20 protein-coding genes are annotated in these 24649 nt (G+C 43.9%); 17 read left to right on the top strand and 3 right to left on the bottom strand.

Features of this window, described 5'->3' with window-relative positions:
- Window positions 1–235 precede the first annotated feature (235 nt).
- From ACX5J7_RS16535 to manD, 4 genes are all read left to right on the top strand, one after another.
- The gene (locus tag ACX5J7_RS16535; RefSeq protein ID WP_015067971.1) at window positions 236–583 is read left to right on the top strand and encodes a hypothetical protein; all 348 of its coding nucleotides are present in this window, start codon (window positions 236–238) and stop codon (window positions 581–583) included.
- Between the two features lie 105 nt (window positions 584–688).
- Window positions 689–2380: a glycoside hydrolase family 43 protein gene (locus ACX5J7_RS16530; protein WP_015067970.1), complete on the top strand. Its 1692-nt coding sequence runs from the start codon at window positions 689–691 to the stop codon at window positions 2378–2380.
- A gap of 92 nt (window positions 2381–2472) precedes the next feature.
- A complete protein-coding gene (locus tag ACX5J7_RS16525; protein WP_498707565.1) occupies window positions 2473–4635 on the top strand; it encodes an alpha-glucuronidase family glycosyl hydrolase in 2163 nt (720 codons plus the stop codon).
- Between the two features lie 61 nt (window positions 4636–4696).
- Window positions 4697–5905 carry a D-mannonate dehydratase ManD gene (gene manD / locus ACX5J7_RS16520; protein ID WP_015067968.1) on the top strand — a complete coding sequence of 403 codons (1209 nt, stop codon included), beginning with the start codon at window positions 4697–4699 and terminating at the stop codon, window positions 5903–5905.
- Between the two features lie 99 nt (window positions 5906–6004).
- Here the strand turns inward: manD and ACX5J7_RS16515 are convergent, their stop codons facing one another.
- A complete protein-coding gene (locus ACX5J7_RS16515) occupies window positions 6005–7912 on the bottom strand; it encodes a sialate O-acetylesterase (protein ID WP_020744201.1) in 1908 nt (635 codons plus the stop codon).
- 68 nt (window positions 7913–7980) lie between these two features.
- The gene (galB, locus tag ACX5J7_RS16510; RefSeq protein ID WP_498707564.1) at window positions 7981–10698 is read right to left on the bottom strand and encodes a beta-galactosidase GalB; all 2718 of its coding nucleotides are present in this window, start codon (window positions 10696–10698) and stop codon (window positions 7981–7983) included.
- Window positions 10699–10954: 256 nt separating this feature from the next.
- Between galB and ACX5J7_RS16505 the strand changes: the two genes are divergently transcribed.
- The 9 genes from ACX5J7_RS16505 to ACX5J7_RS16465 all read left to right on the top strand — a co-directional run bounded on the left by ACX5J7_RS16505 (window position 10955) and on the right by ACX5J7_RS16465 (window position 20546).
- Window positions 10955–13564, top strand: coding sequence for a glycosyl hydrolase 115 family protein (locus ACX5J7_RS16505; RefSeq protein WP_498707563.1), 2610 nt, complete (start codon window positions 10955–10957; stop codon window positions 13562–13564).
- A gap of 171 nt (window positions 13565–13735) precedes the next feature.
- Window positions 13736–14452 (top strand): GntR family transcriptional regulator, encoded by a 717-nt coding sequence (locus ACX5J7_RS16500; protein ID WP_498707561.1) that lies wholly within the window; start codon window positions 13736–13738, stop codon window positions 14450–14452.
- A gap of 451 nt (window positions 14453–14903) precedes the next feature.
- The gene (locus tag ACX5J7_RS16495; RefSeq protein ID WP_287151193.1) at window positions 14904–15830 is read left to right on the top strand and encodes a TonB-dependent receptor plug domain-containing protein; all 927 of its coding nucleotides are present in this window, start codon (window positions 14904–14906) and stop codon (window positions 15828–15830) included.
- Entirely contained in the window at window positions 15778–16497 is a 720-nt protein-coding gene (locus ACX5J7_RS16490; RefSeq protein WP_287151195.1) for a TonB-dependent receptor domain-containing protein, read from the top strand. Before ACX5J7_RS16495 ends, ACX5J7_RS16490 begins: the two co-directional genes overlap by 53 nt.
- A gap of 51 nt (window positions 16498–16548) precedes the next feature.
- Window positions 16549–18105 carry a tryptophan halogenase family protein gene (locus ACX5J7_RS16485; protein WP_498707559.1) on the top strand — a complete coding sequence of 519 codons (1557 nt, stop codon included), beginning with the start codon at window positions 16549–16551 and terminating at the stop codon, window positions 18103–18105.
- On the top strand, window positions 18102–19628 hold the full coding sequence (locus ACX5J7_RS16480) for a tryptophan halogenase family protein (RefSeq protein WP_498707558.1): 1527 nt from the start codon (window positions 18102–18104) through the stop codon (window positions 19626–19628). The genes ACX5J7_RS16485 and ACX5J7_RS16480 overlap by 4 nt, the downstream gene beginning before the upstream one ends.
- A gap of 57 nt (window positions 19629–19685) precedes the next feature.
- Complete coding sequence (locus ACX5J7_RS16475; RefSeq protein ID WP_287151199.1) at window positions 19686–20048, top strand: hypothetical protein; 363 nt, start codon at window positions 19686–19688, stop codon at window positions 20046–20048.
- Window positions 20036–20317, top strand: coding sequence for a hypothetical protein (locus ACX5J7_RS16470; RefSeq protein ID WP_278384851.1), 282 nt, complete (start codon window positions 20036–20038; stop codon window positions 20315–20317). The genes ACX5J7_RS16475 and ACX5J7_RS16470 overlap by 13 nt, the downstream gene beginning before the upstream one ends.
- Window positions 20310–20546 (top strand): hypothetical protein, encoded by a 237-nt coding sequence (locus ACX5J7_RS16465; RefSeq protein WP_278384852.1) that lies wholly within the window; start codon window positions 20310–20312, stop codon window positions 20544–20546. Before ACX5J7_RS16470 ends, ACX5J7_RS16465 begins: the two co-directional genes overlap by 8 nt.
- Before the next feature lie 571 nt (window positions 20547–21117).
- Here the strand turns inward: ACX5J7_RS16465 and ACX5J7_RS16460 are convergent.
- Window positions 21118–22785: a tetratricopeptide repeat protein gene (locus ACX5J7_RS16460; protein ID WP_015067961.1), complete on the bottom strand. Its 1668-nt coding sequence runs from the start codon at window positions 22783–22785 to the stop codon at window positions 21118–21120.
- Window positions 22786–22979: 194 nt separating this feature from the next.
- On the opposite strand from ACX5J7_RS16460, the gene ACX5J7_RS16455 reads away from it, so the two are divergent.
- The 4 genes from ACX5J7_RS16455 to ACX5J7_RS16440 all read left to right on the top strand — a co-directional run bounded on the left by ACX5J7_RS16455 (window position 22980) and on the right by ACX5J7_RS16440 (window position 24541).
- Window positions 22980–23207: a type II toxin-antitoxin system prevent-host-death family antitoxin gene (locus ACX5J7_RS16455; protein ID WP_012519648.1), complete on the top strand. Its 228-nt coding sequence runs from the start codon at window positions 22980–22982 to the stop codon at window positions 23205–23207.
- The gene (locus ACX5J7_RS16450) at window positions 23185–23541 is read left to right on the top strand and encodes a type II toxin-antitoxin system RelE/ParE family toxin (protein WP_012519647.1); all 357 of its coding nucleotides are present in this window, start codon (window positions 23185–23187) and stop codon (window positions 23539–23541) included. The genes ACX5J7_RS16455 and ACX5J7_RS16450 overlap by 23 nt, the downstream gene beginning before the upstream one ends.
- 459 nt (window positions 23542–24000) lie before the next feature.
- Window positions 24001–24261 carry a type II toxin-antitoxin system ParD family antitoxin gene (locus ACX5J7_RS16445; RefSeq protein ID WP_024016873.1) on the top strand — a complete coding sequence of 87 codons (261 nt, stop codon included), beginning with the start codon at window positions 24001–24003 and terminating at the stop codon, window positions 24259–24261.
- The gene (locus tag ACX5J7_RS16440) at window positions 24248–24541 is read left to right on the top strand and encodes a type II toxin-antitoxin system RelE/ParE family toxin (RefSeq protein ID WP_024016872.1); all 294 of its coding nucleotides are present in this window, start codon (window positions 24248–24250) and stop codon (window positions 24539–24541) included. The genes ACX5J7_RS16445 and ACX5J7_RS16440 overlap by 14 nt, the downstream gene beginning before the upstream one ends.
- The last annotated feature ends 108 nt before the right edge of the window (window positions 24542–24649 follow it).

Here is a 24649-nt window from a genome sequence, read left to right as displayed (position 1 = left end):
CTACTACTAAACGTGCCTGTCTCATTAATTATTAAACATGCCTGTCTCGCTTTACGGCTACTACTAAACATGCCTGCCTCATTAATTATTAATTATCATTAATTAATAAAGGGCTTGTTCACTTACACAAGAACAAAAAATCGAAATTCAAAAGCGGATTATTGTAAAAGACGGGGCATGCTTAATTCGATTAGTTTGTCATTAGGTAGTGTTAAATTACATATAGGAGTTCGTCATGACTTCCAGAGCAGTAACGAGCCTCTCGCGGATACAATTTGCTTTTTGTCTCATTTGTATGTGGAGCTTTATTCCGTTAGCTGTAGCGGAAGTCGAAGAAAGGTGGCAGCCTTTAAATCAAAAACCAAGACTATTGGTACTGACGGATATTGAAGCGGATCCTGATGGAGATGCATTACAGTTTTATTGGTTTAATTATGCTGAAGCGGGGACGATGAAAGATCAGACCGTCAAGATCCATAGTGCCGAAAATATGGCTAGAGTACATGTTGTGGCACCTGATGTAGAGAAACCTCAAAGCATACATTTTATTCTCAAGTTAACAGATCGTGGTGAGCCTCACTAACAGGCAAAAAAACAACATCGGTTGATACTTTTCATAAGAAAAAATATCAGCGGGTTGCCTTAACATTTACATTGATTGTTGAACTATCTTAACGCATTGGTAATTATGAAATTAATATTTCCCGGTTTCTTTTTGGCTATCGTCGCATCAATTTCTGGCTGTGTAAGTGAGAGTCCAGCTTCTCTAAATCCTGCACAGTCTGATAGCACATCTGCTATATCGAAAGATGTGAAGTTTTTAAACTTTTCGTACACGACCCCGCGGGGGATGTTGAGTGAAACAGCGGATGAATATAGCAATCCTATTTTACCCGGTTTCTACCCAGACCCCTCTATCACTAAAAAGGGAGACGACTACTACCTAACTACGTCATCATTTGGCTATACTCCCAGCTTACCTATATTCCATAGCAAGAACCTTACTGACTGGTCTCTCATTGGCTATGCACTTAACCGAGAGTCGCAGATGGATTTTGCAGGGGCGAGTATGTCTCAGGGAATATTTGCGCCCACGCTACGTTATCACGACGGCCTTTTCTACCTTATTACAACGTCGGTAGGACATGGTGGCAACTTTATAATCACAGCCAGTAACCCCGCTGGGCCTTGGTCTGAACCCATTTGGTTACCTGAAGTTGGAGGCATCGATCCCGATCTGTTTTTTGACGAAGACGGACGAATCTACATTGCTCACAACGATGCCCCTCCAGAAAAACCTCTCTATGACGGGCATCGTGCTATTTGGCTTTGGGAATACGACCCGATAAAGAAAAAAGTGCTGCCAAAGAGCCAGAAGTTGTTAGTGAATGGTGGAGTGGATATCTCCCAGCAACCTATCTGGATTGAAGGCCCTCATATTTATAAGGTGAATGGTTGGTACTATTTATCCTGTGCTGAAGGGGGAACAGGGCCTCAACATTCCCAAGTTATCTTTCGTTCTCGTTCATTAGATGACCCCTTTGTGCCGTACTCTGAAAATCCAATACTTACCCAGCGTGATTTGGCGTATCCACGGCCACACGCAATAGAAAATGCAGGTCATGCTGATTTCATCGAAACAGAGAATGGAGAGTGGTGGGCAGTATTCTTGGGGACTCGACCTTATGAAAGGGATCTACATAACACAGGGAGGGATACTTTCTTGCTGCCAGTAGAATGGAAGAACGGTTGGCCGCATATTTTACCGAAGAACACCCCTGTACCTGTGCAGGTGCCGCGACCCGCTAATACAGTGAAAGAAAACGGGGTGCAGTTTTACGATTGGACGGATGATTTTGATGGCACGGCCTTAGGTATGCGCTGGCAAACGCTTCGCACTTTTGACAGGCATTGGCTGTCGCTCAGCGAGGGGACATTGGTAATTACACCTCAGTCAGCGCCTTTATATAGCAAAGATACCGTTAGTTATTTGGGGGTTCATCAAGCTGCAATGTCTTTTTCTGCCTCCACAACACTGCTTTTACCTAGTGATGCTGGTGTTAGCGCAGGCTTAGCTGCATTTCAAAATTCAGATTTCCATTATTTTTTAGGACTGCGACGTGACGCAGACGGATATGTTGGCTTTGTGGAACAAGTGAATAGTGGTGAAGTTATCACCGTCTTTGAAACAGTACTACCCATATCTGCAAATAAGCCCGTTGAGCTCAAAATTAAAGGAAATGGTGCATTAATAGAGTTTAGCTACAAGCAAGGTGAAAAATGGAAAGTCATGGGTGAGCCTCAAGACGCAACATTGCTAAGCAGTCAACGAGCTGGTGGCTTTGTCGGTACGACTATAGGGCCTCATGCAAGAAAGTAAGCTACGCGGCTGAATTATCTTCACATGACGGTTTGTTTGGTGCTTTTGCTGCAACGTAATTCTAAGGTAAGTTTGTGTCTAATAGGGTTTCTATGAAATATCTCGTTTGTCTGTCCTTGTACATGCTGTCGCTAACGTGCGTGGCATCTTCGTTAATAGAAGGAGAAGATGGTTATCGATTGTGGCTTAAATACGATCGTATAAACAATGCCGCTGTGGCTACTGGGTATGACGAACAACTAAGTGATTATCACGTATTTGGTGAATCGGAGACCATTGAGGTACTAAGAAACGAAGTGGAATATGCGTTTGGCCAAATGGGTTTAAAGCCTCACGCGACAGAGCCCCAACGGGCGCGATTGCTAATTGCTGCTGGTGTGAAGGCTGAACGATTGGCCACTGAATTTGAGATAGATATTAAGCAAGCCGCTCAGGAAGGCTATGTCATAAGACAGCGCCATAATGAGGATGGGAAGTCGTTGGTATTAGTGCTAGCGAATACGGACGAAGGTGCGTTGTATGGCACCTTCAGGTTGCTTAAAGAAATGCAGTTACGCCATTCGATGAGCGCGATAAATATAGCCTCTGCACCTAAAATTAAACTTAGGGTGCTTAATCACTGGGATAATTTAGATAGACATGTAGAGCGAGGGTATGCGGGTCAATCTATTTGGGATTGGCATAAGCTACCCGAGTATCGCTATCAGCGATACATAGATTATGCGAGGGCAAATGCATCAGTTGGAATTAATGGCACTGTGCTTAACAATGTCAATGCGGATCCTCTTATTCTAACGCCTCATTACTTAGCAAAAGTGAAAGCTCTGGCGGATATCTTTCGCCCCTATGGCCTCAAAGTTTACTTATCTGTGAAATTTAGTTCCCCCCAACTGATTGGCAACCTATCCACGTCCGACCCGCTTAACCATCAGGTTCAGCAGTGGTGGAAAGATAAAGTGGCCCAGATTTACGCTGAAATTCCTGATTTCGGTGGCTTCTTAGTGAAAGCCAATTCTGAAGGACAGCCGGGACCAGGCGATTTTGGACGAACCCATGCGCAAGGTGCAAATATGTTGGCAAAGGCGCTTGCCCCTTACAATGGTCACGTTATGTGGCGGGCGTTTGTTTATGCCAATGAAAAAGGCGAAGAACGCTCTAAGCAGGCTTATTCAGAGTTTACGCCGCTTGATGGTCAGTTTGATGCAAACGTATTGGTGCAGGTGAAAAATGGGCCAATAGACTTTCAGCCACGAGAACCTTTCAGTCCCCTTTTTGGGGCAATGCCTAATACACCACTGATGATGGAGTTCCAAATTACGATGGAATACCTGGGTTTCAGTACACATTTCGTTTATCTCGGGCCCATGTACGAAGAAGTACTGCAATCTGATACATACGCAAGGGGAAAGGGGGCGACGGTAGCGAAAGTTATAAATGGACAGTTATTTAATCATCAGGTTACCGGTATGGCAGGTGTATCGAATATCGGTACAGATAGAAACTGGACCGGTCATATTATCCTGCAATCTAATTGGTATGTATTCGGTCGTATGGCTTGGGATCCAGAAATAGCATCAGTAGAAGTGGCGGACGACTGGGTGCGTCTCACCTTAAGCCAAGATGACGATGTCGTTAATACTGTGACAGAAATGATGATGACAAGTCATCAAACTGCCGTGGATGTAATGACACCGTTAGGGTTGCACCACATTATGGGGGCTGGACATCATTACGGGCCTGCTCCTTGGGTTGATTTCCTTGGGCGCGACGACTGGAACTCTACGTATTACCACCGTGCGGATGAATATGGCATTGGATTTGACCGCTCACCAAGTGGTGAAAATGCAGTCGCTCAGTATTTTTCACCGCTAAGCGCTCAGTTTGCAAATCCGAAAACCACGCCTGAAAAGTTTCTGCTTTGGTTCCATCATTTACCCTGGAGCTATGTTATTGGGTCTAGTCGCCGCACTTTATGGGAGGAGTTGGTTCATCGTTACTACGAAGGGGCGCAGCAAGTGCAGGCTATGGCGGACAACTGGGACAAACTGGAAGGGAGGCTTGACCCTCATCAATTTCGTCAAGTGCAAATGGCCATGGATATTCATGTAAAAGAAGCACTGTGGTGGCGAGATGCGTGCGTGCTTTATTTTCAACAATTTTCCAAACAACCCATTCCACAAGGGCTTGTTCATCCTACTAAGACATTGGACGAAATGAAACAAATGTCGTTTCCTCATGCCCCTGGGCAGGGGTAGTAAGGCGGGCAATATGCTCTTTACTGTGTTTTTAGTAATTACTTTTCTAAGGAGGTAGCCGATGAAAATTACCGGCGCTAAGGTTATCGTGTGCTCGCCAGGTCGAAATTTTGTTACGTTAAAAATCGTTACCGATGAAGGAGTATATGGGATTGGCGATGCAACGCTCAATGGCAGGGAACTATCGGTAGTCAGCTATCTAGAAGATCACGTGATCCCTACATTAATTGGGAAAGATCCTCATCGTATCGAAGACATTTGGCAGTTTTTATACCGTGGGGCATACTGGCGTCGGGGCCCAGTTGGTATGACTGCGATTGCAGCTGTTGATGTGGCGCTGTGGGATATAAAAGCAAAGGTAGCCAAACTTCCACTGTACCAACTTCTTGGAGGACGAAGCCGCGATAAAATTATGACGTATACTCATGCAAATGGCGTGTGTATAGACTCAACCCTCGATGCGGTCGGTAAGGCAATAGATGACGGTTACCAAGCCGTGCGTGTCCAATCTGGTATACCGGGGTTAGACAGCACCTATGGCGTTGCCAAAGAAGGGAAAAAATATGAACCTGCCGATGCAGCCCTTCCCGGTGAAAATGTTTGGAGTACGCAAAAATATCTTAACTTTGCCCCTAAACTGTTTGACGCGGTGCGTTCTCAATTTGGCAACGACATTCATTTGTTACATGACGTTCATCATCGTCTAACTCCAATAGAAGCTGCGAGGCTTGGCAAAGAACTTGAACCATTTCATCTGTTTTGGCTGGAAGATGCTGTGGTGGCAGAGAATCAGGATAGCTTTCGCTTAGTGAGAGAACACACAACAACGCCCCTTGCGGTGGGCGAGGTGTTTAACTCAATCCATGATTGTCGGTCTCTCATCCAAAATCAGTATATTGATTATATCCGTGCCACAATCGTACATGCGGGTGGGATTTCTCAAATGCGTAGAATCGCAGATTTCGCCAGCCTTTATCATGTGAAAACTGGCTTTCACGGCGCTACAGATTTGTCGCCAGTGTGCATGGGAGCTGCGCTTCATTTTGACTATTGGGTTCCGAACTTCGGTATTCAAGAACACATGCCATTCAGTGAAGAAATGGAATCGGTATTTACATTTGACTATAAGTTTAGCCGTGGCTTCTTTACGCCAGGTGAAGCCCCTGGCCACGGTGTAGATATAGACGAATCTCTAGCTAAAAAATATCCTTATAAAAGAGCAATGTTGCCTGTTAATCGACTAGAAGACGGTACATTGTGGAATTGGTAAGTAGTAACAGCATAGGGTTACCCTAGCCCCGTAAGAGGCTATTGCTAGCCGGGGTGTTTTTTGCGCGGTAGACCCGCGCAAAATTACTGATTAAGAAAGCTAGTGGGAAACGATAAGCTCGAAAGGTGCCACGGGAAGGCCTTCGCGATTGTATAGCGAAGCCGCGGGGTTATCTCCCCATGCGTAGCGTAATTTTACGGTTTTGTTTATAGACGGATGTTGAAGGTAGACCTGATTGCCATTCACCGTTGCTTTCACCCAAAAGAATGCATCATCCATTCCTGCAGCGGCGAAGTTATGATCTAAGTCACCTTCTATTCTGGCTTTGTCTAGTTCGGAGTCAAATGTCAGGACTATCCTGTTATCTTTGTGCTCTACAGAGAGAACTTTAGGCCCTTGATATGAAACGTCACGCTGATAAACCATGTTCTTTGCTGCAAGTGCTAGTCGACGACCTACCTCGCGCTTGTTGACAGGATGAATATCATTCCACTCGCCAATATCTATCGTAACAATTAATGCGGTGTTGGGGGTATTTGACGCTTTTGCTTGCTGTTCTCGCAATTCAGCCCAGCTACTTTCAACAGGCTCGGATTGCCGTTGCATAAAGTTAGTGAGCTGCACAATGAAAAAAGGCAAACTAGGTTGTTGCCACCGACTTCGCCAGAGCTCCATCATCGCGGTCAGTTTATCACTGTAATCAGCAGGTCGTGACGCATTCGATTCACCTTGATACCAGAGTACGCCTGACAGCGGGAAACCCGCGGCTGGGGCAATCATGGCATTGAACAGACCCATAGGTTTCCAGCGAATAAACGTGGTTGAAGGGGTATTTGACGTTTGATGAGAAACTTTGTATTGCCAAGTTCCCTCGAGTGAAACTGAATGTTCCTCATCGGTGCCTAAAAAGTAAGGTTTATCAGTTATAAACCCACTGTTACCGCCATTTGAGATAACACGAATAGCAATGATGTTATCTCCTTTTTTCAATGCGGATTTTGGCACTGTATATCGTCTAGGAGGGTATTGATACGTGGTATTGCCCACTTTTACGCCGTTGACATAGGCCTCATCGGCATCGACGATACGCCCTAAACGCAGAATGACAGGTTCATCGGGTATGTCGTTAAGGTGAACATGTTTTCTTAACCACCACACGCCAGCAAAACCCGAGTTAAACCCCGGTAAATTACCGGGCATGTCAATATTCTCCCAGTTGCCATCATTCAATTCTGGTGAAAACCAGGACGTACCTTGCAGTCCTTTGTCGTTTGCGTTCACATTTTTATACCAGTCGTCTTGCGCTTTGCGCTCACTCTCCTTGGTTGTTTTGATATTGTCAGGGTTTGCATAATATTCGCCAGCAGCAATATCCTGTGGGTATGGTTTCAAGGATGACTTGGCCATCCAAGCCTCGATGGGAGAACCGCCCAGCGCGGCATTGATTATGCCGATAGGGACGTTTTCAGACAGATGTAAGTGTCTGGCGAAATAGTACGCTACGGCAGAAAGCTGCCTGATATTTTCAGGGGTAGCCTGAAGCCATTGGCCTTCAGCGTAGTCGCTGTTTTCTGCGTCAAAACGATAAGTATCTGGCACTGTGAACTCGCGGACGAGAGGTAAATTGGCGTCATTGACATCATCTGGGTAGGCTTCTTCAATTCGCGCCATGGTCAGTTCCATATTTGATTGCCCTGACGCAAGATAGACATCCCCAAAGTAGACATCATTTATTACCCGTTCCTCATCGGCTTTTATTGTTAAAGTGAAGGGACCTCCTGCCGGCTGCGGGGGTAGAGTGACAATCCACTGATTGTCCGATGTGCTAATCGTTTCAATCTTTTTATCGTTAAGCCACAAGGAAACGTATTGGCTGTTTGTTGTACCTTTAACGGGAATCGGTTGGTTTCGTTGTAATACGACACCATCAGAAATAAGTTGGTGAACAGTTAATGCCTGACTCGGAAAGCAAAGCAGCAAAAGCAAATACAAATAGAAACGAGTCATAGACCCTCCTTATAAACTGAATCTGCAAAAGGGCAGCTGAATAAGCCGCCATTTGCACACGTTAATTCTTAGTTTGCACGCAGTGTCAGGACTGCAGGCTCTAAAGCTTGGCTGCTCGCGGTAAGCTTTAATTCTCCAGGCTTGTTGTGTTCACTTTGAATGATAACAAGTAGCTTTCCACTAAACGCCTTCCTCTCGTGAGAAGGAAATGGAGTGAAGTTTGTCGAATCTCCATTATCTGTTGCGACTATCCGGCCAGGCCCAGTGAGCGAAAAGTGAACGCGGTGAGTCGCAGTGGGTACTGGATTACCCTTTTTATCTACGATATCAACGGTAACAAATGATAGATCCTTTCCGTCGGCATTGATGATATTGCGATCTGCGGATAAACGTAAACCTGAGGGGACGCCAGAAGTTGTTACGCTGTCGGTTGCCCATCGCTTGCCGTTCTTATAGGTAACCATTTCTACTGTTCCCGGCGTGTAGCGAACATCATCAAAGCGAAGTCGATATTCAAAGGGACCTTTCTTTTTCTTCCCTTGTGATTGCCCATTAATAAATAGCTCTGCTTCATCTCCGGAGGTAAACACATGAACAGGAGTGATTTCTCCCTCTCTACCGGACCAATTCCAATGGGGAAGAATATGAGCCATAGGCAGATCCGGTCGCCATTCGCTCTGATAGAGGTAGAAGCGATCCTTTTTGAAACCAGCCAGATCGATCATGCCGGAATAAGAGCTTCGCGCGGCATAGTAGGGCGTGGGTTCACCTAGGTAATCAAAACCATTCCATACGAACTGGCCAGCAACAAAAGGGTAGGTATCTAGATAGCGAAAAACTTTATCGGCTGATGCTCCAAAATCTACCGCATGTAGCTCGTAGCTACTGACTTGATGAATTTTTGAATTTCCACCAAGACCATCGCGAACCGGCGCACTGGTTTTCGGTGTAACAGGAAAGAAGTAAAGCCCTCTAGAGCTGTAAGCGGAGGCTGTTTCACTAGATAAAATTACTTTATCGGGGTGTGCTTCGCGAAAAGCGGGATAAGAGGGGGGAGTGCGAATACGGTCGGTATTTTCAAATTCAGGCTCTTGGCGGATGCCTTCCCCTTGATAGTTTAGGCTTATTACGTCCATAGCTGCGCTAAACGGGAAATCAGCCTTAGCCCAATTCATAGATGCAGTAACAGGGCGGGTAGGGTCCTCACTCTTAACAATACTTTTTAGTTTTAAGGCGATTTCAGCCCCTTCTTCTCCGGTATATTGTTCTCCAACTTCATTACCGATATACCACATGATCACCGAAGGATGGTTCTTGTCGCGTCGAACTAGCGCGCGAAGATCTTGTTCATGCCAATCGGCAAAAATAAGGTGAAAATCAAGTGGTGTCTTTTTCTTGTACCAACTGTCGAACGACTCGTTTAATACTAGAATTCCCATTTTATCCGTTAACGTCAGAAGTTCGGGCGCGGGAGGATTATGTGCCATGCGAATAGCGTTTACCCCCATTTCCTGAAGAATGTTTAATTGTCTCTGGGCAGCCCGAAAATTAAATGCAGCGCCCAGGGCGCCCAAATCATGGTGCTGGTTAACACCTTGTAGCGGAATGTGCTCACCATTGACGACCACGCCGGTATCAGGGTTGAACGCCAACTTGCGAACGCCGAAGGGCGTGGTGTATTGGTCAAGTGTTTTTCCGTTCTGTATGACTGACGTAACCACTGCATAGCGATGGGGTGTTTGATGGGGTATAGGCCCCCATAACTTGGGGTTCTTTAACGCAGAAGTAGCTTGGCTTTTTTGTTCTTCTCCAGAAGCTAACGTTAAAGCTTGGGAAGGAAGCGTTAATACCGGCTTTTCGCTAAGGGTATCTTGCTTTGAAAGCTCATAAATATGGTGTTGAAGACTCACGTTCTGATCATTTTTCGTATGATTTCTGATTGATGTGGTAATCGATATCGTGGCCTTGTCCTTAGACACGGTAGGTGTGATCACCTGCGTTCCCCACTGACTGATATGGATCTGTGCGGTTTTTTCTAACCATACATTTCGATAGATACCGCCACCGGGATACCAGCGAGAAGATTTCGGCGGGTTATCAAGTCGAACAGCAAGTTGATTGGTTTGTCCAACAGTGACATAGGGCGTAAGATCAAGTTGATAAGAGCTATAACCATAAGGCCAACCCCCGACAAGATGACCATTTAGCCATACCATTGAGTAAGACATTGCGCCGTCTATATGCAGATAAATACGTTTGTTTTTATCGTCTTTAGCAAGCGTAAACTGCTTTCTATACCACGCTACTCCGTGGGAGGGTAGACGTCCCATACCGCCCCCCACTTTAGGATTGTTGCCACTATAGAATGGCCCTGCGATGGCCCAGTCGTGAGGTAAATTAACCACTTTCCAATGGCTGTCATCGAACGCTCTCTGAACAAATGGAAAATCTTTGCCTGGTTCGCCTTCGGGTCTTACATGGCGCTTATCGGGGTTAGCAATAAACGCATTTCCCGTGGGAAGAATCCAGGATTTTAATACGCCATCGTGGCTATTAACTGTTACCGCATCGGAAGGGCGAGTATCCGCCGCTTGGCTGTCGTCAAACTGGTTAACGTTGGGGCGAGTATCGTAAATCAAGCTATCAGGCGTTTGATTATCGGCGTAGCGGTAAAATCGCCATTCTCCAGTAAAATCAATTTTTTCTCGTTGCTTGGCTGTAACATTTGTAGCTAACAGTAGCAAGGTAAGGGCAAGTAGTCCCTTATAATTCCTAATAAATAGCATACTTAGAATCCCTGTTAATAAAATGTGACCTATCGTCGTATCAAGCAAATATACAGCGAAGCAATTCATTTAAAAGACAATAAAGAATTAAGTAAATGACATACGAAATTTCTCAAATACCCCAGGATTAGCAAAGGAAAAAACCAAAATACGAATCCACAAAAACATAATGCATACTTGTATACTAGCTGTTGTTATGGTGCAAATACTGTGTTTACATTTTATAAACAACCCGTTATTTGAGTGAATAATCCATATGAAAGCGATCATCAAGTCGGTACCAATCCTGTGCGCACTATTTTCACCGGTAATTTTTGCCTGCGAAAAACCAGCATCTGTTTGTTTCCAAGATAATGAAGGACTGCCATTAATTAGTGACGGTCAACCATTACCTATTATTATTTCTCCTAGCGCTGATTCCGCTGTTAAACGAGTGGCTGAGGCATTTTCACAGGATATTCAGCGAGTGGGGGGCAAACCAGCAGATATCTCGCAAAACCAGTCTATTTCTCAGCCAGCTGTGATAATCGGTGTGCTAGGTGAAGATGCGTTGATTGATGAACTAGTACAAAAAGGCAAGTTAGATGTATCGCAGATTAAAGGGCAGTGGGAGGCTTACAAAATAGCCGTAGTTGAAAAGCCAATGCCAGACGTTGAGCACGCATTAGTGATTGTAGGAGCTGACCGTCGAGGCGCTATTTTTGGTACCTTTGAAATATCAGAGCAAATGGGGGTCTCGCCCTGGTATTGGTTTGCCGACGTTCCTACAGAGCAGAAGAGCAATGTTTTTATTACTGCAGGGAGTACGCAAGATCAACCCAAGGTTCGCTATAGAGGTATCTTCATCAATGACGAAGATCCAGCTTTAAAAGGATGGGCTCAGAAAAAGTTTGGCGGTGTTAATGCGGCTATGTATGAACATGTGTTCGATTTAATTCTGCGATTAAAGGGAAATTACATTTGGCCAGCAATGTGGGGTAAAGCGTTTCATCTGGATGATCCCAAAAATACAGCCTTAGCGGATAATATGGGAATGGTTATGGGGACGTCACACCATGAACCAATGACGCGTGCGCATGCTGAATGGCACCGCAAGTCTGAAAATCCAGCCGGTGGTGGCGCCTGGAATTACGAAACAAACCGTGAAAATATTCAAAAATTCTGGCGCGGGGGTATCGAGCGTATGATGTCAAAGGGGAACGGAAAGCCCTATGAGTCACTCGTGACTGTTGGAATGAGAGGGGATGGTGATGAGCCCATGTCAGAAGGAACCGCAATAGAGTTACTAGAAAAGGTTGTGGATGACCAACGTGCAATTATTGCTGATGTGACAGGAAAACCCGCTGAGCAAACTCCACAGGTTTGGGCGCTATACAAGGAAGTTCAAGATTACTATGACAAGGGAATGACAGTGCCAGACGATGTTACGCTGCTTTTTGCCGACGACAACTGGGGGCTTGTACGTCGTCTGCCAACAAAAAATGTTGATAGAGAAGGTGGTTTCGGTGTGTATTACCATTTTGATTACGTCGGGGTACCGCGCAACTATAAGTGGACCAATACCGTGCAAATTGGCAAGGTATGGCAACAAATGAACTTGTCTTATGAACGGGGTGCAAAGGACTTGTGGGTAGTAAATGTAGGGGATCTCAAGCCTATAGAGTTTCCCATTGATTTCTTCTTAACGATGGCATGGGATCCTCAAAAAATGGACACGCAGGCACTGCAAGACTACGCAAGTGACTTTGCTAAGCAATCGTTTGGCGTGGATTTAGCGAATGATGTTGGCGATCTTTTAGCGCGCTATGGCACCTATGCCGCAATGAGAAAGCCCGAGTTGCTTAATCAAGATACATTTGCGGTAGGAGAGGTATCGGCGCCTGCATTAAAAGCGGGGGAGTTTTATCAGCACTATAGCAAATGGCAAATACTTGAGGCTGATATGGAAAAAGTAAAAGCTAAAATAAGCGATAAACATTACTCAGCATTTTTTCAACTCGTAGAATGGCCCATTGCATCAATGAGCAATCTTTATGAAATGTATTTTGCCGCTGCTTGGAATCAAAAATTGGTGGATGCGGGTGATGCTCGCGCTAATTATTTCAAAAATATCGTTGAAACAAATTTTGAGAAAGATAAAGCACTGACGGACAAATACCATTCAATTAACGATGGAAAGTGGGATGGCATGATTAATCAAGTGCATATGAATTATGTGACTTGGAACGACCCTGAACAGCAAACCATGCCTGTCGTATCCACTATTTATGGTGGAAAAAATGATATTGACGTTGAATTTGAAGAGGTGTCGTTACCTAAGAGCAAGCAGGTTATTCATGCTGCTGACTACGTAAAAGCGAATAACAATAAAGAGTTGGGGTGGGCGAAGGTGGAGCATCTCGGCCAAGCCAAAGCTGGTGTGATCGTATTGCCTCAAGGCGAGGGGCCTACTCGCATTGAAGATAATGTGTCACTCACCTATGAAATCGATCAGCCTTTTTATGGTGATGCAATTATTACAATAGAACTGAGTCCCACACTAGATACCTATGCCCGCGGTGGTATTAGAATGGGAGTTGCAATTGACGATAGACCAGCGGAAACCCTCAGTTTTGATTTGCATGCCACAGGGGGCGCACAACGAACAGCAGAGGAAAAGGCATGGGCAAAGGCGGTAATCAATAATAAGCAAACATTACAATGGGAGGTGAATGATCTGGATAAAGGTATTCATAACCTTACAGTGTATCGTATTGATGATAACCTAGTATTTGAAAAGCTGAATATTGAGTTCAAGCGAAAATCAAAGCCAAAGGCACAGCCTGCTATCAGTCGTTTTTTTAGTGAGCTGTTTGGTAGAGAGTAGGTAAAATAGCAAGTGCGTGGATTATGTGATGTAGTCTATGTGACATTTCCACGCCTTTCGACCTGTGCTTTCGCATAAGCTTTAGAAAGATGCGTTTAAAGACCGAGAACTACCTTTAAACACCTAGTAAACTACAGCGATGGTCGACTCGCTATGTAGGAGGTTATCGTTGTGAGTAGTAAGTCAGTTCAGTTCTTAGAACACGTTACAGAATATGCAAAGCAAATAGATTATAGCCGTCCTGCAGGTAGCCAGGTATACGGGTTTATTCGTGATGCAATCGTCAGTATGCAACTCGAACCAGGACAGCTTATATCGGAAACCGCATTAGCAACACATTTTGGTGTTAGTCGAACACCGGTGAGAGAAGCATTAATTAAGCTAGCTAATCTTGGCTTTGTTGACGTGCGTCCACAGCGTGGAACTTATGTTTCTCGCTTAAGCAAAGAAGCCATTTTAGAAGCAAGGTTTATTCGTGAGGCGCTCGAAGTTTCAGTCGTTAGCTACCTGGCAAAGCATGCAAAACCTCAGCTTTTTTCACAAGCCGAAGTAATAATCCAAAAACAAGAAGCGGCAGCCGCTATTGACGATGCGCTCTTGTTTCAATCGCTTGATGATGATTTTCACCAACTCCTCGCGAACCATACAGGTTATGCACGGGCCAGTAACATGATTGAGCAAGAAAAAGCGCATATGGATCGTGTGCGAAACCTGAGTCTGCATATGGAAGGCCAATATAGAAGAGTAATTGAACAACATCCTGTCATTATTGAGGCAATACGGTCAGGCAATCAACAGGCAGTCATTTCAGCCATGGCAGTTCACCTACGCGGAGTTTATAAAGTACTGGATCGCTTGCCTATCGATCACCCAGAGTTTTTTATCTAATCGTTTGGCCGTTCAAAAGTATTCCTACCATCCACGCCGCCTTTGCTAAGTAAATTCCTTTTTTAATACTCATTTTTTAAGGCGGTTGCCGCAAGCGCCTTAATGGATAAATTAATCATTTTTATCCATTAAAATTCTACTTTTACCCCATTTCCACACTGTTTTTGAACAAACGTAACCTTGTTGTTAATAAAAGTAACTTTTTTGTTAATTTGATTGGGGATAATGCAGTTGTCCAATACTTGTTGTATACAAGTATGTTTGTTGGGCGTTCAGGGTTACATATAAAGCACAATGTCAGGTTGGGGCCTGATATCAACCGATGTGGAGGGCTGCTGCAAGGCCTAGTTTTAGAAAAATAAAATCTCCCCTCCTTGATATAAAAATAGACACAACGAAAAAGAAATATCCAACTTTTAAACTTTCGCTATTGTCTTTAGCGATCATGTCAATGACTACGCCTGTATTTGCGCAAAGTACAAATGAAGAAGACGTAGAAAAGGATAAAAAGACGGTACAAGCCTCTAAAGAGAAAAACGGGAAAATAGAGTCGACATCAGACACGGAAACTAAGGACGTTGAACTTATAACCGTGACGGGTCAACGGCAATCATTACAAGATGCTATCGACTTGAAACGTGCCGCAGATACTATTGGCGATTCCATTGTTCTTGATGAAGCAGGTAAGGTACCGAGCACATCTTTGTTAGAAATTCTTGAGCGTTCACCTGGTGTGACAATGAACAGAATAAGAGCCGGAGCAGAGGGCTCACCCGATGGTTATGCGTTCGAAGGCTCCGGTATACAAGTGCGTGGGCTAAGTAAAACTAAAACACTGATTAATGGGCGCGAAGTGTTTTCTGCCAATGGAGGATCGGGCCTAAGTTGGGCTGATGTGGGGCCCGAATTACTCAAAGCCGTTACTGTTTATAAGGCAAGCCGAGCCGATCTTATCGAAGGGGGAGTATCAGGTACCGTTGATTTACAAACTCGCATGCCTTTTGATTTCGAAGGTTTCAAAGCTGATGCGTCGGTTACTGCGGATTACGGTGACTTTGCTAAAGAGGTTACACCTGCTTTATCCGGGATGGTCTCAAACCGTATTGATACCGATATGGGAGAATTCGGTGTACTGGTTAACCTTGCCTATTCAAAAATAGCGTCTCACGATAGCAATGTCATTCTTCCACCATATCAAGCCACAAGCTACAACGGAGACCGCGTTTATGTACCCGCAGGGATTCGTTATACTCAAGATCAGTTCGAAAGGGTGCGAAATGGCTATTATGTTGCCTTGCAGTGGAAGCCCTCAGAAAGGTTCTTCGATGCACTTGTCGCTATTCCACAAAACCATCGAAAACTACATAACGTTCAATAACTTTTCTGCACCCGCCAGTGGGTTCTTTTCAGAAGAAGATTACCCCCAGTCTGCCTTGGTGAGTAGTGATGAAAGCGTCTTTCTTGATGGGCCGGTATCGAGTCGAACGAATTTCAACGCCGATGAAGATACAAAAATTGCAGGCTTCGAATTGGGGGGACGCACCTATTTTGACAACCTACCGGGTTGGCTAAGCGGTTTTGGCGTAGATAGCAACGTAACCTTTATCGATAACGATGCCCCCAATGCGTTTGCCTTGGATATTAACGGTGATTCGCTGAATGTTCCCGTAATCGGTTTGTCTGAGTGGTCATATTCAGCAACATTGTTATATGACAAAGACAATATAAGCGCTAGGTTAGCTTATAACTGGCGTGATCGTTACCTAACAACAACTAACGATTCTGGTACAACGAGAGTGTACACCGATCCCACCTCCGGAGAAGATATACAAATCGGCCTACCCGTTTACGCGTCAGCTATTGGTCGATTTGATGCAAGTATTTCTTACCGATTTAGTGATACGTTTAATGTAAAACTCAATGTACAAAACCTTACCGATGAGGAACAACGCACAGAGATGGAAATTTTGGACGGCGTATTTGTAGACCGTGCTGTTTTCATTGCTGACCGTCGAATAAGTTTGCATGTAGGGTTTGATTTTTAATTACTCAATAGGTGTGTGAACACAAGAATCATTGAAATCAGAGGTATTGATATGAAAAAGCGTGTATTGATCGTTGGCGGTGGAACAGCGGGTTGGGTGACTGCAGCCTACATGGCGCGTATGTTAGCGACGGATACCTCCGGTGGCGTATCAATCACGCTTATTGAGTCAGATGAGATTGGTATTCTCGGAGTGGGGGAAGGGACTTTTCCTATTATTCGAAAAACCATGAAGCGTATTGGTATTGATGAGAGTGATCTGATTAAGCATGCGGACGCCACGTTTAAACAAGGGATCCGGTTTAACAATTGGAAATACAATCCTGCGGATAAACCCGATGATAGTTACCTTCATCCATTTCAGGTCGCGTCACAGCATACCGATATGGACTTGCTTCCCTATTGGTTGTTAGGGGTAGCAGGTGACGTACCATGGGCTCAAGCATGTACTGTTCAAGATACGGTCATTAAGAAGAGATTAGCGCCAAAGTTAATCACTCATCCAAACTATGATGCGCCATTAAATTATGCTTACCATTTTGATGCTACAAAACTGGCAGAGCTACTGAAAAATAAAGCAATGGAAGGTGGGGTAAGGCGGCTTGTTGATACTATCGAAAAGGTTAATTTAGATAGTGAAGGGGCTATCGCTTCTGTTGTTGCTCGTCAAAACGGTGAACTAACCGCAGATTTATACATCGATTGCACGGGCTTCAGAGCCCGCTTAATTGGTGACGCCATGGGTATACCTTTTACCTCCTATAAAAAAGAGTTGTTTTGCGATCGCGCTGTAGCGTTGCAAGTACCTTACGATAACCCTCAGGCAGATATTCCGTCATGTACGTATACCACGGCACAGGAAGCGGGTTGGATATGGGACATAGGTTTGCATCAAAGGCGAGGCGTTGGTTACGTCTATTCGTCTGAGCATTGTGATGAATCAACTGCAGTAAAAGCACTTAAAAAATACATAGGACCAAGTGCCGAAGGACTTCAGCATCGCTTGTTGAAGTTTGAACCCGGCTATCGGAAGACTCAATGGCATAAAAACTGTATTAGCGTAGGTTTGTCTGCGGGATTTATTGAGCCATTGGAAGCCACAGGTATTAGTTTTGCTGAAGTGGCTGAACTAATGATATGTAATCTATTTCCTTGGTCCGGAGATTACGAGCAATCCGCTGAACAGTATAATAAAGCCATGTGTACTCGTTTCGAGCACGTGACAGACTTTATTAAGGTCCATTATTACCTGAGTGAACGCGATGACACCTCATTCTGGCGTGAAAACCGTCTTCCAGAAACCGCTTCAGATTACCTAAAAGGAAAACTATCACAATGGAGGCATAGGCCGCCCTCATTTCTAGATATCGACGCTAGTCACGATATTTTTGATGAAAACAGCTGGCAGTACATTCTTTATGGTATGGGGTTTAAAACGGATATCAGCGCGAGGGCAGGTGCACTACGTTTTTACGATGATGCGCGTCATGAATTTGAGAGCATTCGTCAGCAAAGCCTCAATGCTATGTCGGCGGTTCCAAGCCATAGGGCGTTGATCAGTGATGTTGTGGAAGGTGGTTTCCGGCCTAGCCAAGGAGGTCGCCGATGACAAAGGTTGTTATTGTAGGCGGCGGTACGTCGGAATGGATGTGCGCGGCAGCTTTAGCTCGAATTTCCCCCCCAGGTACCGATGTAACACTTATTGAATCGGACGAAATTGGTATCATTGGCGTAGGTGAAGCAACAATTCCTCTACTGGCTGAGTTTAATCAATTTCTTGGCATTGACGAGCATCACATGCTTAGTGAATGCTCAGGTACCTTTAAACTAGGTATTGAATTTATAGATTGGTATCAAAAAGGAAAAAGCTATTTTCACCCTTTTGGCTTTTTCGGCAAAGATATGCCCCAAATTCCTTTTCATCAACTTTGGCTAAAGCTCAATAAACTAGCTAGGGAAGGTGTGATTTCACAGGGCATAGGCAGTGATATTTGTGACTTCAATCTATGCACAGTCGCCGCCAAGTTAGGCCGTTTTTCACAGCCGCGTGGTAGCGCCAACACCATTATTTCAACCATGCGTCATGCTTATCACTTTGATTCCGCAGCCTACGGAAAACTGTTACGTCGCTACGCAGAAAAAAGGCAAGTTACTCGTATTGAAGGAAAGGTGGTAGATATACACCAAAATGTGGCGAGCGGGGATATTCAGTCTGTAGTGCTAGAAAATGGACGAGTGGTTAAAGGGGATCTGTTTATTGATTGTAGCGGCTTTCGTGCTTTGCTAATAGGAAAGTGTTTAAACAGTGAATTTATTGATTGGTCAAGTTACCTCCCTTGTGACCGCGCTATAGCAGTACAAACGAAAAGCGATACAAACCCTCGGCCATTTACGCAAGCTTATGCACAAGATGCGGGTTGGCGGTGGAAAATTCCTCTGCAGAATAGAACCGGAAATGGTTATGTCTATTGCAGTAAGTACTTGAGTCAGGATGAAGCACTAGCGTCGTTAATGGACAATCTTCAAGATGAACCATTACATGAACCAAGGCACCTGAAATTCCAAACAGGCCACCGGCGAAATTTTTGGCAAAATAACTGTGTTGCCATTGGCCTGGCGGGAGGATTTATTGAGCCACTTGAATCAACCAGTATTCACTTGGTGCAGGTGGGTATTCAGCATTTGATAGAATTATGGCCACTACGTGGTGGGAATGGCGCTGAAAAAACACGTTATAACCAGGTGATGGCTTCTGAATACCAAGATATTCGAGACTTTATTGTACTTCACTATAACGCTACATCACGCAACGATTCTGCGTTTTGGCGCCATGTTCGTGATATGCAAATCCCTCAATCTCTGAAAGACACAATGACACTATTTCAATCTAGCGGAGAGGTCGATATTAAACCAGATGCATTGTTTACTCCCCATAGCTGGGTTGCCGTTATGCTTGGCCAAGGCATTCATCCTACTCAATATAATGGGGTGGTGGATAGCATTCCGCAACAAGCGCTGATTCATAATATGGAAGGGTTGCGAAAAAGCGTGCGTAGAACAGCAGAAGCGATGCCGACACACAAGCACTATCTCAATACATATTGTGTATCTTCTAAGCAGGTGATGATATGAACAATTGGCGAATTGGCGAATTGGCGAATTGGCGAATTGGCGAATTGGCGAATTGGCGTGTTAGTTACGGTTTTTATTAGCTTACAACTGATTGTTTGTTTGAGGCCCAGCTATGCAAACACTTATGTTACTGAAGAGCAAAATATTCAGGGAGCATTCCCTCTTGTCCATAAAGGGCGTGCAGCACCACTTTGGATTAGCACAAAGGATTTTTCTGGCGTCCAAAAGGTGATTGGTCATTTGCAAAAAGATATCGAACGAGTTACTGAGGTGATCCCAACAATTGTTAACGGTGATATTCAAGAGAAAACTGCTGTTATCGTTGGCACCATTGGCCATAGCCCGCTAATAGATAAACTGATTTCAGAGGGAAAAGTCAACGCCCGCGAGATTAACGGAAAGTGGGATTGTCATGGATAACAATTCCAAACTATGGGCGTGCACGTTCAGCCGTAACGGTATCTCCTGGAAATTTAGCTGCGCAGCCGCTTACTCAAAACTCCCCACATTTGAGCTATACGTTTACGCTATTCGACGATACCGATATTACACTTGAGAGTTACCTTGCACCTACCTATAACTTTAAACGAGGAGAGGGGCTAAAGTTCGCTGTTGCCATTGATGACGAACCGCCCCAAACCTTGAATTTACATGATGTAACGGGCATTTGGGGGGGAGCGAGTGAGTAATCATATCGCAATCGAAAAATCGGAGCACAAAGGGTTACTTGCTGGTGAACATACCTTGAAAGTATGGTTGATAGACAGTGGAATAGTATTTCAAAAATTTGTTATTGATACAGGAGGGTTGAAAACGCCAGCAATAAAATCTGAAGGCGCTTTTCATAGCCCCGTTACCAATTTGGGGGGCGTAAAACCGAGTTACCTGGGCCCGCCTGAAAGTAGACGCCTCAACTAGTGCGCCCTTCAACAACTTTGATGTTTTCACCCACCCAAAAATAGTTAAGGTTTGCCTAGTGTTTATTGTGGGAGTGGTTTAACGAGAAAGTTAGAACCACAGGCACAAAAAAACCGACTCAAAGGTCGGTTTATTGTTTCTCTTCTTAGTAAATAAAAAGAGATGGTACCAGAGGCCGGACTATGATTGGTCGCCACGCGATGGAACGGCACTCGGCCGGCACGCTATTTCTAGCAACGGATTTTGAAAAGTTAGTGTTTGAAATAATTATTTTAAATCAGCAATTTAAATTGTAATAATGACGCTTTGCAAATTCTTTGCATGACTAACAGCTTTTCGCAAAGAAAATGCTTAAAGCCACTTTACCCGATTCTCCTTCCCCCAGTCCACGAAGCCCCAAACAAAGGAGATGAGGTTTAGGTGGAATCCCTTTCTATCAGATTCAGATAAACGGCGTGTTTTGATCTGAAATTCCATGCCATAACAAATAAGTTGAGGTTTATTGAAGACGCTGTGATTACTGACGCCGCACGCATTCGATTAGAGTAAATGACGTTTTTTATTACCGGATTCATATGTGCCAAGAAATCAGTTCGGTAAACAGAGGCGTAGCTACGATTTCTTTGGAAAATCCATTTGTATTTTCATCGGTGCTTTCACGTTTTTCTATTAGTCCGACTTGCCATGCAAAGTCGAACCAGAAATGAAAAATATACTGGGAGGGAAATTCTATCTTTGAAAGCTCTGACAACGAATCTGCTTGATCTGGGAAAGCCTGCTCATAAAGTACCTGGTATTCTCGGTAATGTCGCCATTCAGTGCCAAGATGACGAAGCATATACAATGAGTAACCTATACTGAACTGATAGAATGCACAATCGCTCTCATTACCACTAATGTACGCCCAGTTGTACTCAGTAGCATACGTTTTAAACAGTATTTGATAAAGTTCAGTCGCAGCTGTGTTATCACCTTGCTGTATGCGCTCATAAAGTTGCCATGTTGATTTCAATGGCTTCCAGCGCCCACCGTGTTTACGAATTAATTTGGCAATCAACAAGATGCTGCGAACTACATGTAGGTTAATGAAATCGTCTTCTTTATTTATTTTGGAAACGATAAAGCTGGGAGCAAACTCTTTCATATAACTATCGAATAGCGACCGACATAAATTGCGGGGCAAATTTCCATTGGCGGTGCACTTAACTCCATCAGCCCCTAAAGCTCCTATTAAATTTACAGCTAACCAATAAACAGGGGCTGATGTAAATTTGGTAACATTCGAAAATTGCCAGCTAAGTAAATCACTGGATTCGAAAGGCTCAGTAAGTAGCTTGTGAGTTTGGCTTGGTGTGAGGTTAAGCATATCAGTATTCGGTGAACTGTTATGCTCATTCATATAGTTCTCAACAAATGCTTGGGCATCCTCAATTGAGTCAAACTGCTCGTTGGCCATGGCTTGTGATATAGCCTGATTGAGTTCAGTGGCAGGATTTGAGGTTTTCTCTTTTTCTGCATAGAAATCGGTAATACCAAATCTTGGAAGCTCTTCTATCTCTCCGTCTTCAAGCGCTTTTAACATTGTCAGGTTATTTTCAGCTAACAGGTAATCTGGATCAATTGCCAATGCTCGATGAAACGCACGTTTTGCAGACAAGTGATCGCCTAAATACATCTGACAAATTCCCAAATTGCCGCAGCTTTGTACATGCTCAGGCTGGCTTTTTAACAGTAGAGTAAAGCAGTTTGCCGCTTCACTGAACTTATGACTTTCTAACAATACAACACCTTCTTCAAAAATTTCGGCGTCTATAAGGTACTGTTCTAAAGTGAGGTGTTCGGGAAGTTGCTCTCTTATCGCCTGGAGATGGAGTCTGGCAGGTTCATATTGATGAAGTTCTTCCGGTGACGCACTGTCCAGCGCATTTTGAAAAGCCGCTAAAGATTCAGCAACTGAGCCAGATTTTTCGGCACAGAGTCCAAAATTAAAATATACAAAAGCAGGTGCGTAGCCACTGTTTATTGCTTGCTTAAAAAACAAATAACCATCGGTATGATCGTCATCGATAAATACGGCTGCTAGCCCTTGAAGCGCGAAGCAAACAGGATGTCGGGGGAATTTCCTGACCGCCTTTTTTACAATGAGTCGGGCAAGTTTGTAATCTTCGTCATCAATGGCATCAAAAAATGCGTCAAGCCGCATTTCTAGTTTCGGGAAATCTTTATCAAACTTTGTCAAGTAAGTAGTCTTGAATCGCTGAATTAATGTAAAAGCATAACATGCAGAGTTTTCAATTTTGAAGCCGAATTGATTAAATAAATGCTCCGGTATAGGTATATCATGAAAATATTGCGGTCCACTCGGAAATCTATCCGTTTCATTTTTCGTCTATCGGACTATAATAAGTCTATATTTAGACCAAAGAGATTGTCATGAAAACTCAAACTGTATCTTACATGAAGGAACATGCGAATCATCTGGAACTGGATAACCCCATTTTGGTCACGCAAAATGGCAAGCCAAAGTATGTTATTCAGGATGCGAATGACTACGAAGAACAGCAACAAACTATAGCATTATTAAAACTCATAAATTTGTCAGAACGCAGAGCGCGACAGAACGGGCTATTGGATCTGGATGAAGCATTTGACGACGATTGAATACAGCATAAAAGTGACACCGGTTTTTAAACTTTGTTTGAAAAAACTGGATGCATTTTTAATCAGAAAATTTAATCACAATGTTGCAAACGAGGCCAAGCGAGCTATTAAATCGAAAGTTAAGTCTCAACTCTCTGGAAATCCGTATTCTGCGCCTCATAGTGACAGGCTCCTGGAGTTAGGGTTAACCGAATACAGGCAGCTTCTTGTCGATAGTCATAATGTGGTGCTTTACCGAGTTGAAGAGTCTACAAAGACAGTCATTCTTCTTCTAGTTTTTGATTCTAGACAAGACCTGAAAAAGCTTTTGTTTGAAGTTAATTTACTCGTCTGATTTACCCCAAATTAATAGAACAGGATAAATACTGATCCCCCGTTTATGGTGTAGAGCCGGTTTCAGTATCTACTTCATAAAGAAGAGATGGTACCAGTGGGCGGACTTTGATTGGACCGACACTCGGCCGACACGCTTGCGTGGCGATTTGTTGAAATTCAGATACAAAAAAACCAACTGAAAAGTTGGTTTAATGTTTGGTACCAGTGGGCGGACTTGAACCGCCACGCTATCGTTAGCAGCGGATTTTGAAAAGACGGTGGCTATTTTAGTTTTATAAAATCAATTACCTATCAGACGAAAAAGAAACTTTGCAAATTCTTTACATAACTACTTTGATTCTCAACCAAGATTCCAGCCAATTTGCGCAATTAGTACTGCTTTGTAAAAAGTCTACCTTTAGATTAGCAAAATGATCATAACATGCGCATAATATAAGCATAACATGTGGAGGTGTTTATGAACGTTACTCTTGGCTCTGAATTTGAAAAACGCATAAATGAAAAAGTTGCATCAGGACTTTACACATCTGCAAGCGAGGTGATCAGAGATGGTTTACGGTTGTTGTTTGAAAAAGATGTATCGAAGCAACAGCAACTTGAGATACTAAGAGAAGAGGTTGGTAAGGGCTTTAAACAGTTGTCTGATGGGCAAACTTCCGATAAGTCTACGCTGGATATTTTTGCTGAAGTGAGCAAAGAAATCGATGGCAAGGTATAAATTATCTGAGCTTGCTGAGGAAGACTTGCGACTCATATCCGCCAAGACCATCGAAAAATGGGGGCTGTCTCAGGCGAAGAAATACGTGTCGCTGCTACATGAAACTATGATTCAGATTGCGACTACTCCAACTTTGGGAAGAAACAGACCTGAACTGTTTGAAAAGGCTAGAAGCTTTCCCGCGCAACAGCACATTGTATATTATTGGCAAACCGAAGCTGGAATAGAGGTCGCTAGAATATTGCACCAGCGCATGGATGTACTTATAGCGTTTGAGTGATGACCGAGCTAGAACGTACCTACCCAAAAATAGTTAAGGTTTGCCTGGTGTTTATTGTGGAAGTGGTTTAACGAGAAAGTTAGAACCACAGGCACAAAAAAACCGACT

This window comes from Alteromonas infernus, assembly GCF_902705815.1.
The sequence above is the reverse complement of the archived record's forward strand: the minus strand, read 5'-3'. Positions and strand labels throughout refer to the sequence as shown.

Coding starts and splice junctions, on each gene's coding strand:
- ACX5J7_RS16490 (WP_287151195.1), top strand. CDS start 15,778: ATGCACTTGTCGCTATTCCACAAAACCATCGAAAACTACATAACGTTC.
- ACX5J7_RS16480 (WP_498707558.1), top strand. CDS start 18,102: ATGACAAAGGTTGTTATTGTAGGCGGCGGTACGTCGGAATGGATGTGC.
- ACX5J7_RS16455 (WP_012519648.1), top strand. CDS start 22,980: ATGAAAACTCAAACTGTATCTTACATGAAGGAACATGCGAATCATCTG.
- ACX5J7_RS16445 (WP_024016873.1), top strand. CDS start 24,001: ATGAACGTTACTCTTGGCTCTGAATTTGAAAAACGCATAAATGAAAAA.
- ACX5J7_RS16485 (WP_498707559.1), top strand. CDS start 16,549: ATGAAAAAGCGTGTATTGATCGTTGGCGGTGGAACAGCGGGTTGGGTG.
- ACX5J7_RS16495 (WP_287151193.1), top strand. CDS start 14,904: ATGACTACGCCTGTATTTGCGCAAAGTACAAATGAAGAAGACGTAGAA.
- galB (WP_498707564.1), bottom strand. CDS start 10,698: ATGCTATTTATTAGGAATTATAAGGGACTACTTGCCCTTACCTTGCTA.
- ACX5J7_RS16515 (WP_020744201.1), bottom strand. CDS start 7,912: ATGACTCGTTTCTATTTGTATTTGCTTTTGCTGCTTTGCTTTCCGAGT.
- ACX5J7_RS16505 (WP_498707563.1), top strand. CDS start 10,955: ATGAAAGCGATCATCAAGTCGGTACCAATCCTGTGCGCACTATTTTCA.
- ACX5J7_RS16450 (WP_012519647.1), top strand. CDS start 23,185: ATGAAGCATTTGACGACGATTGAATACAGCATAAAAGTGACACCGGTT.
- ACX5J7_RS16525 (WP_498707565.1), top strand. CDS start 2,473: ATGAAATATCTCGTTTGTCTGTCCTTGTACATGCTGTCGCTAACGTGC.
- ACX5J7_RS16440 (WP_024016872.1), top strand. CDS start 24,248: ATGGCAAGGTATAAATTATCTGAGCTTGCTGAGGAAGACTTGCGACTC.
- ACX5J7_RS16530 (WP_015067970.1), top strand. CDS start 689: ATGAAATTAATATTTCCCGGTTTCTTTTTGGCTATCGTCGCATCAATT.
- ACX5J7_RS16535 (WP_015067971.1), top strand. CDS start 236: ATGACTTCCAGAGCAGTAACGAGCCTCTCGCGGATACAATTTGCTTTT.
- manD (WP_015067968.1), top strand. CDS start 4,697: ATGAAAATTACCGGCGCTAAGGTTATCGTGTGCTCGCCAGGTCGAAAT.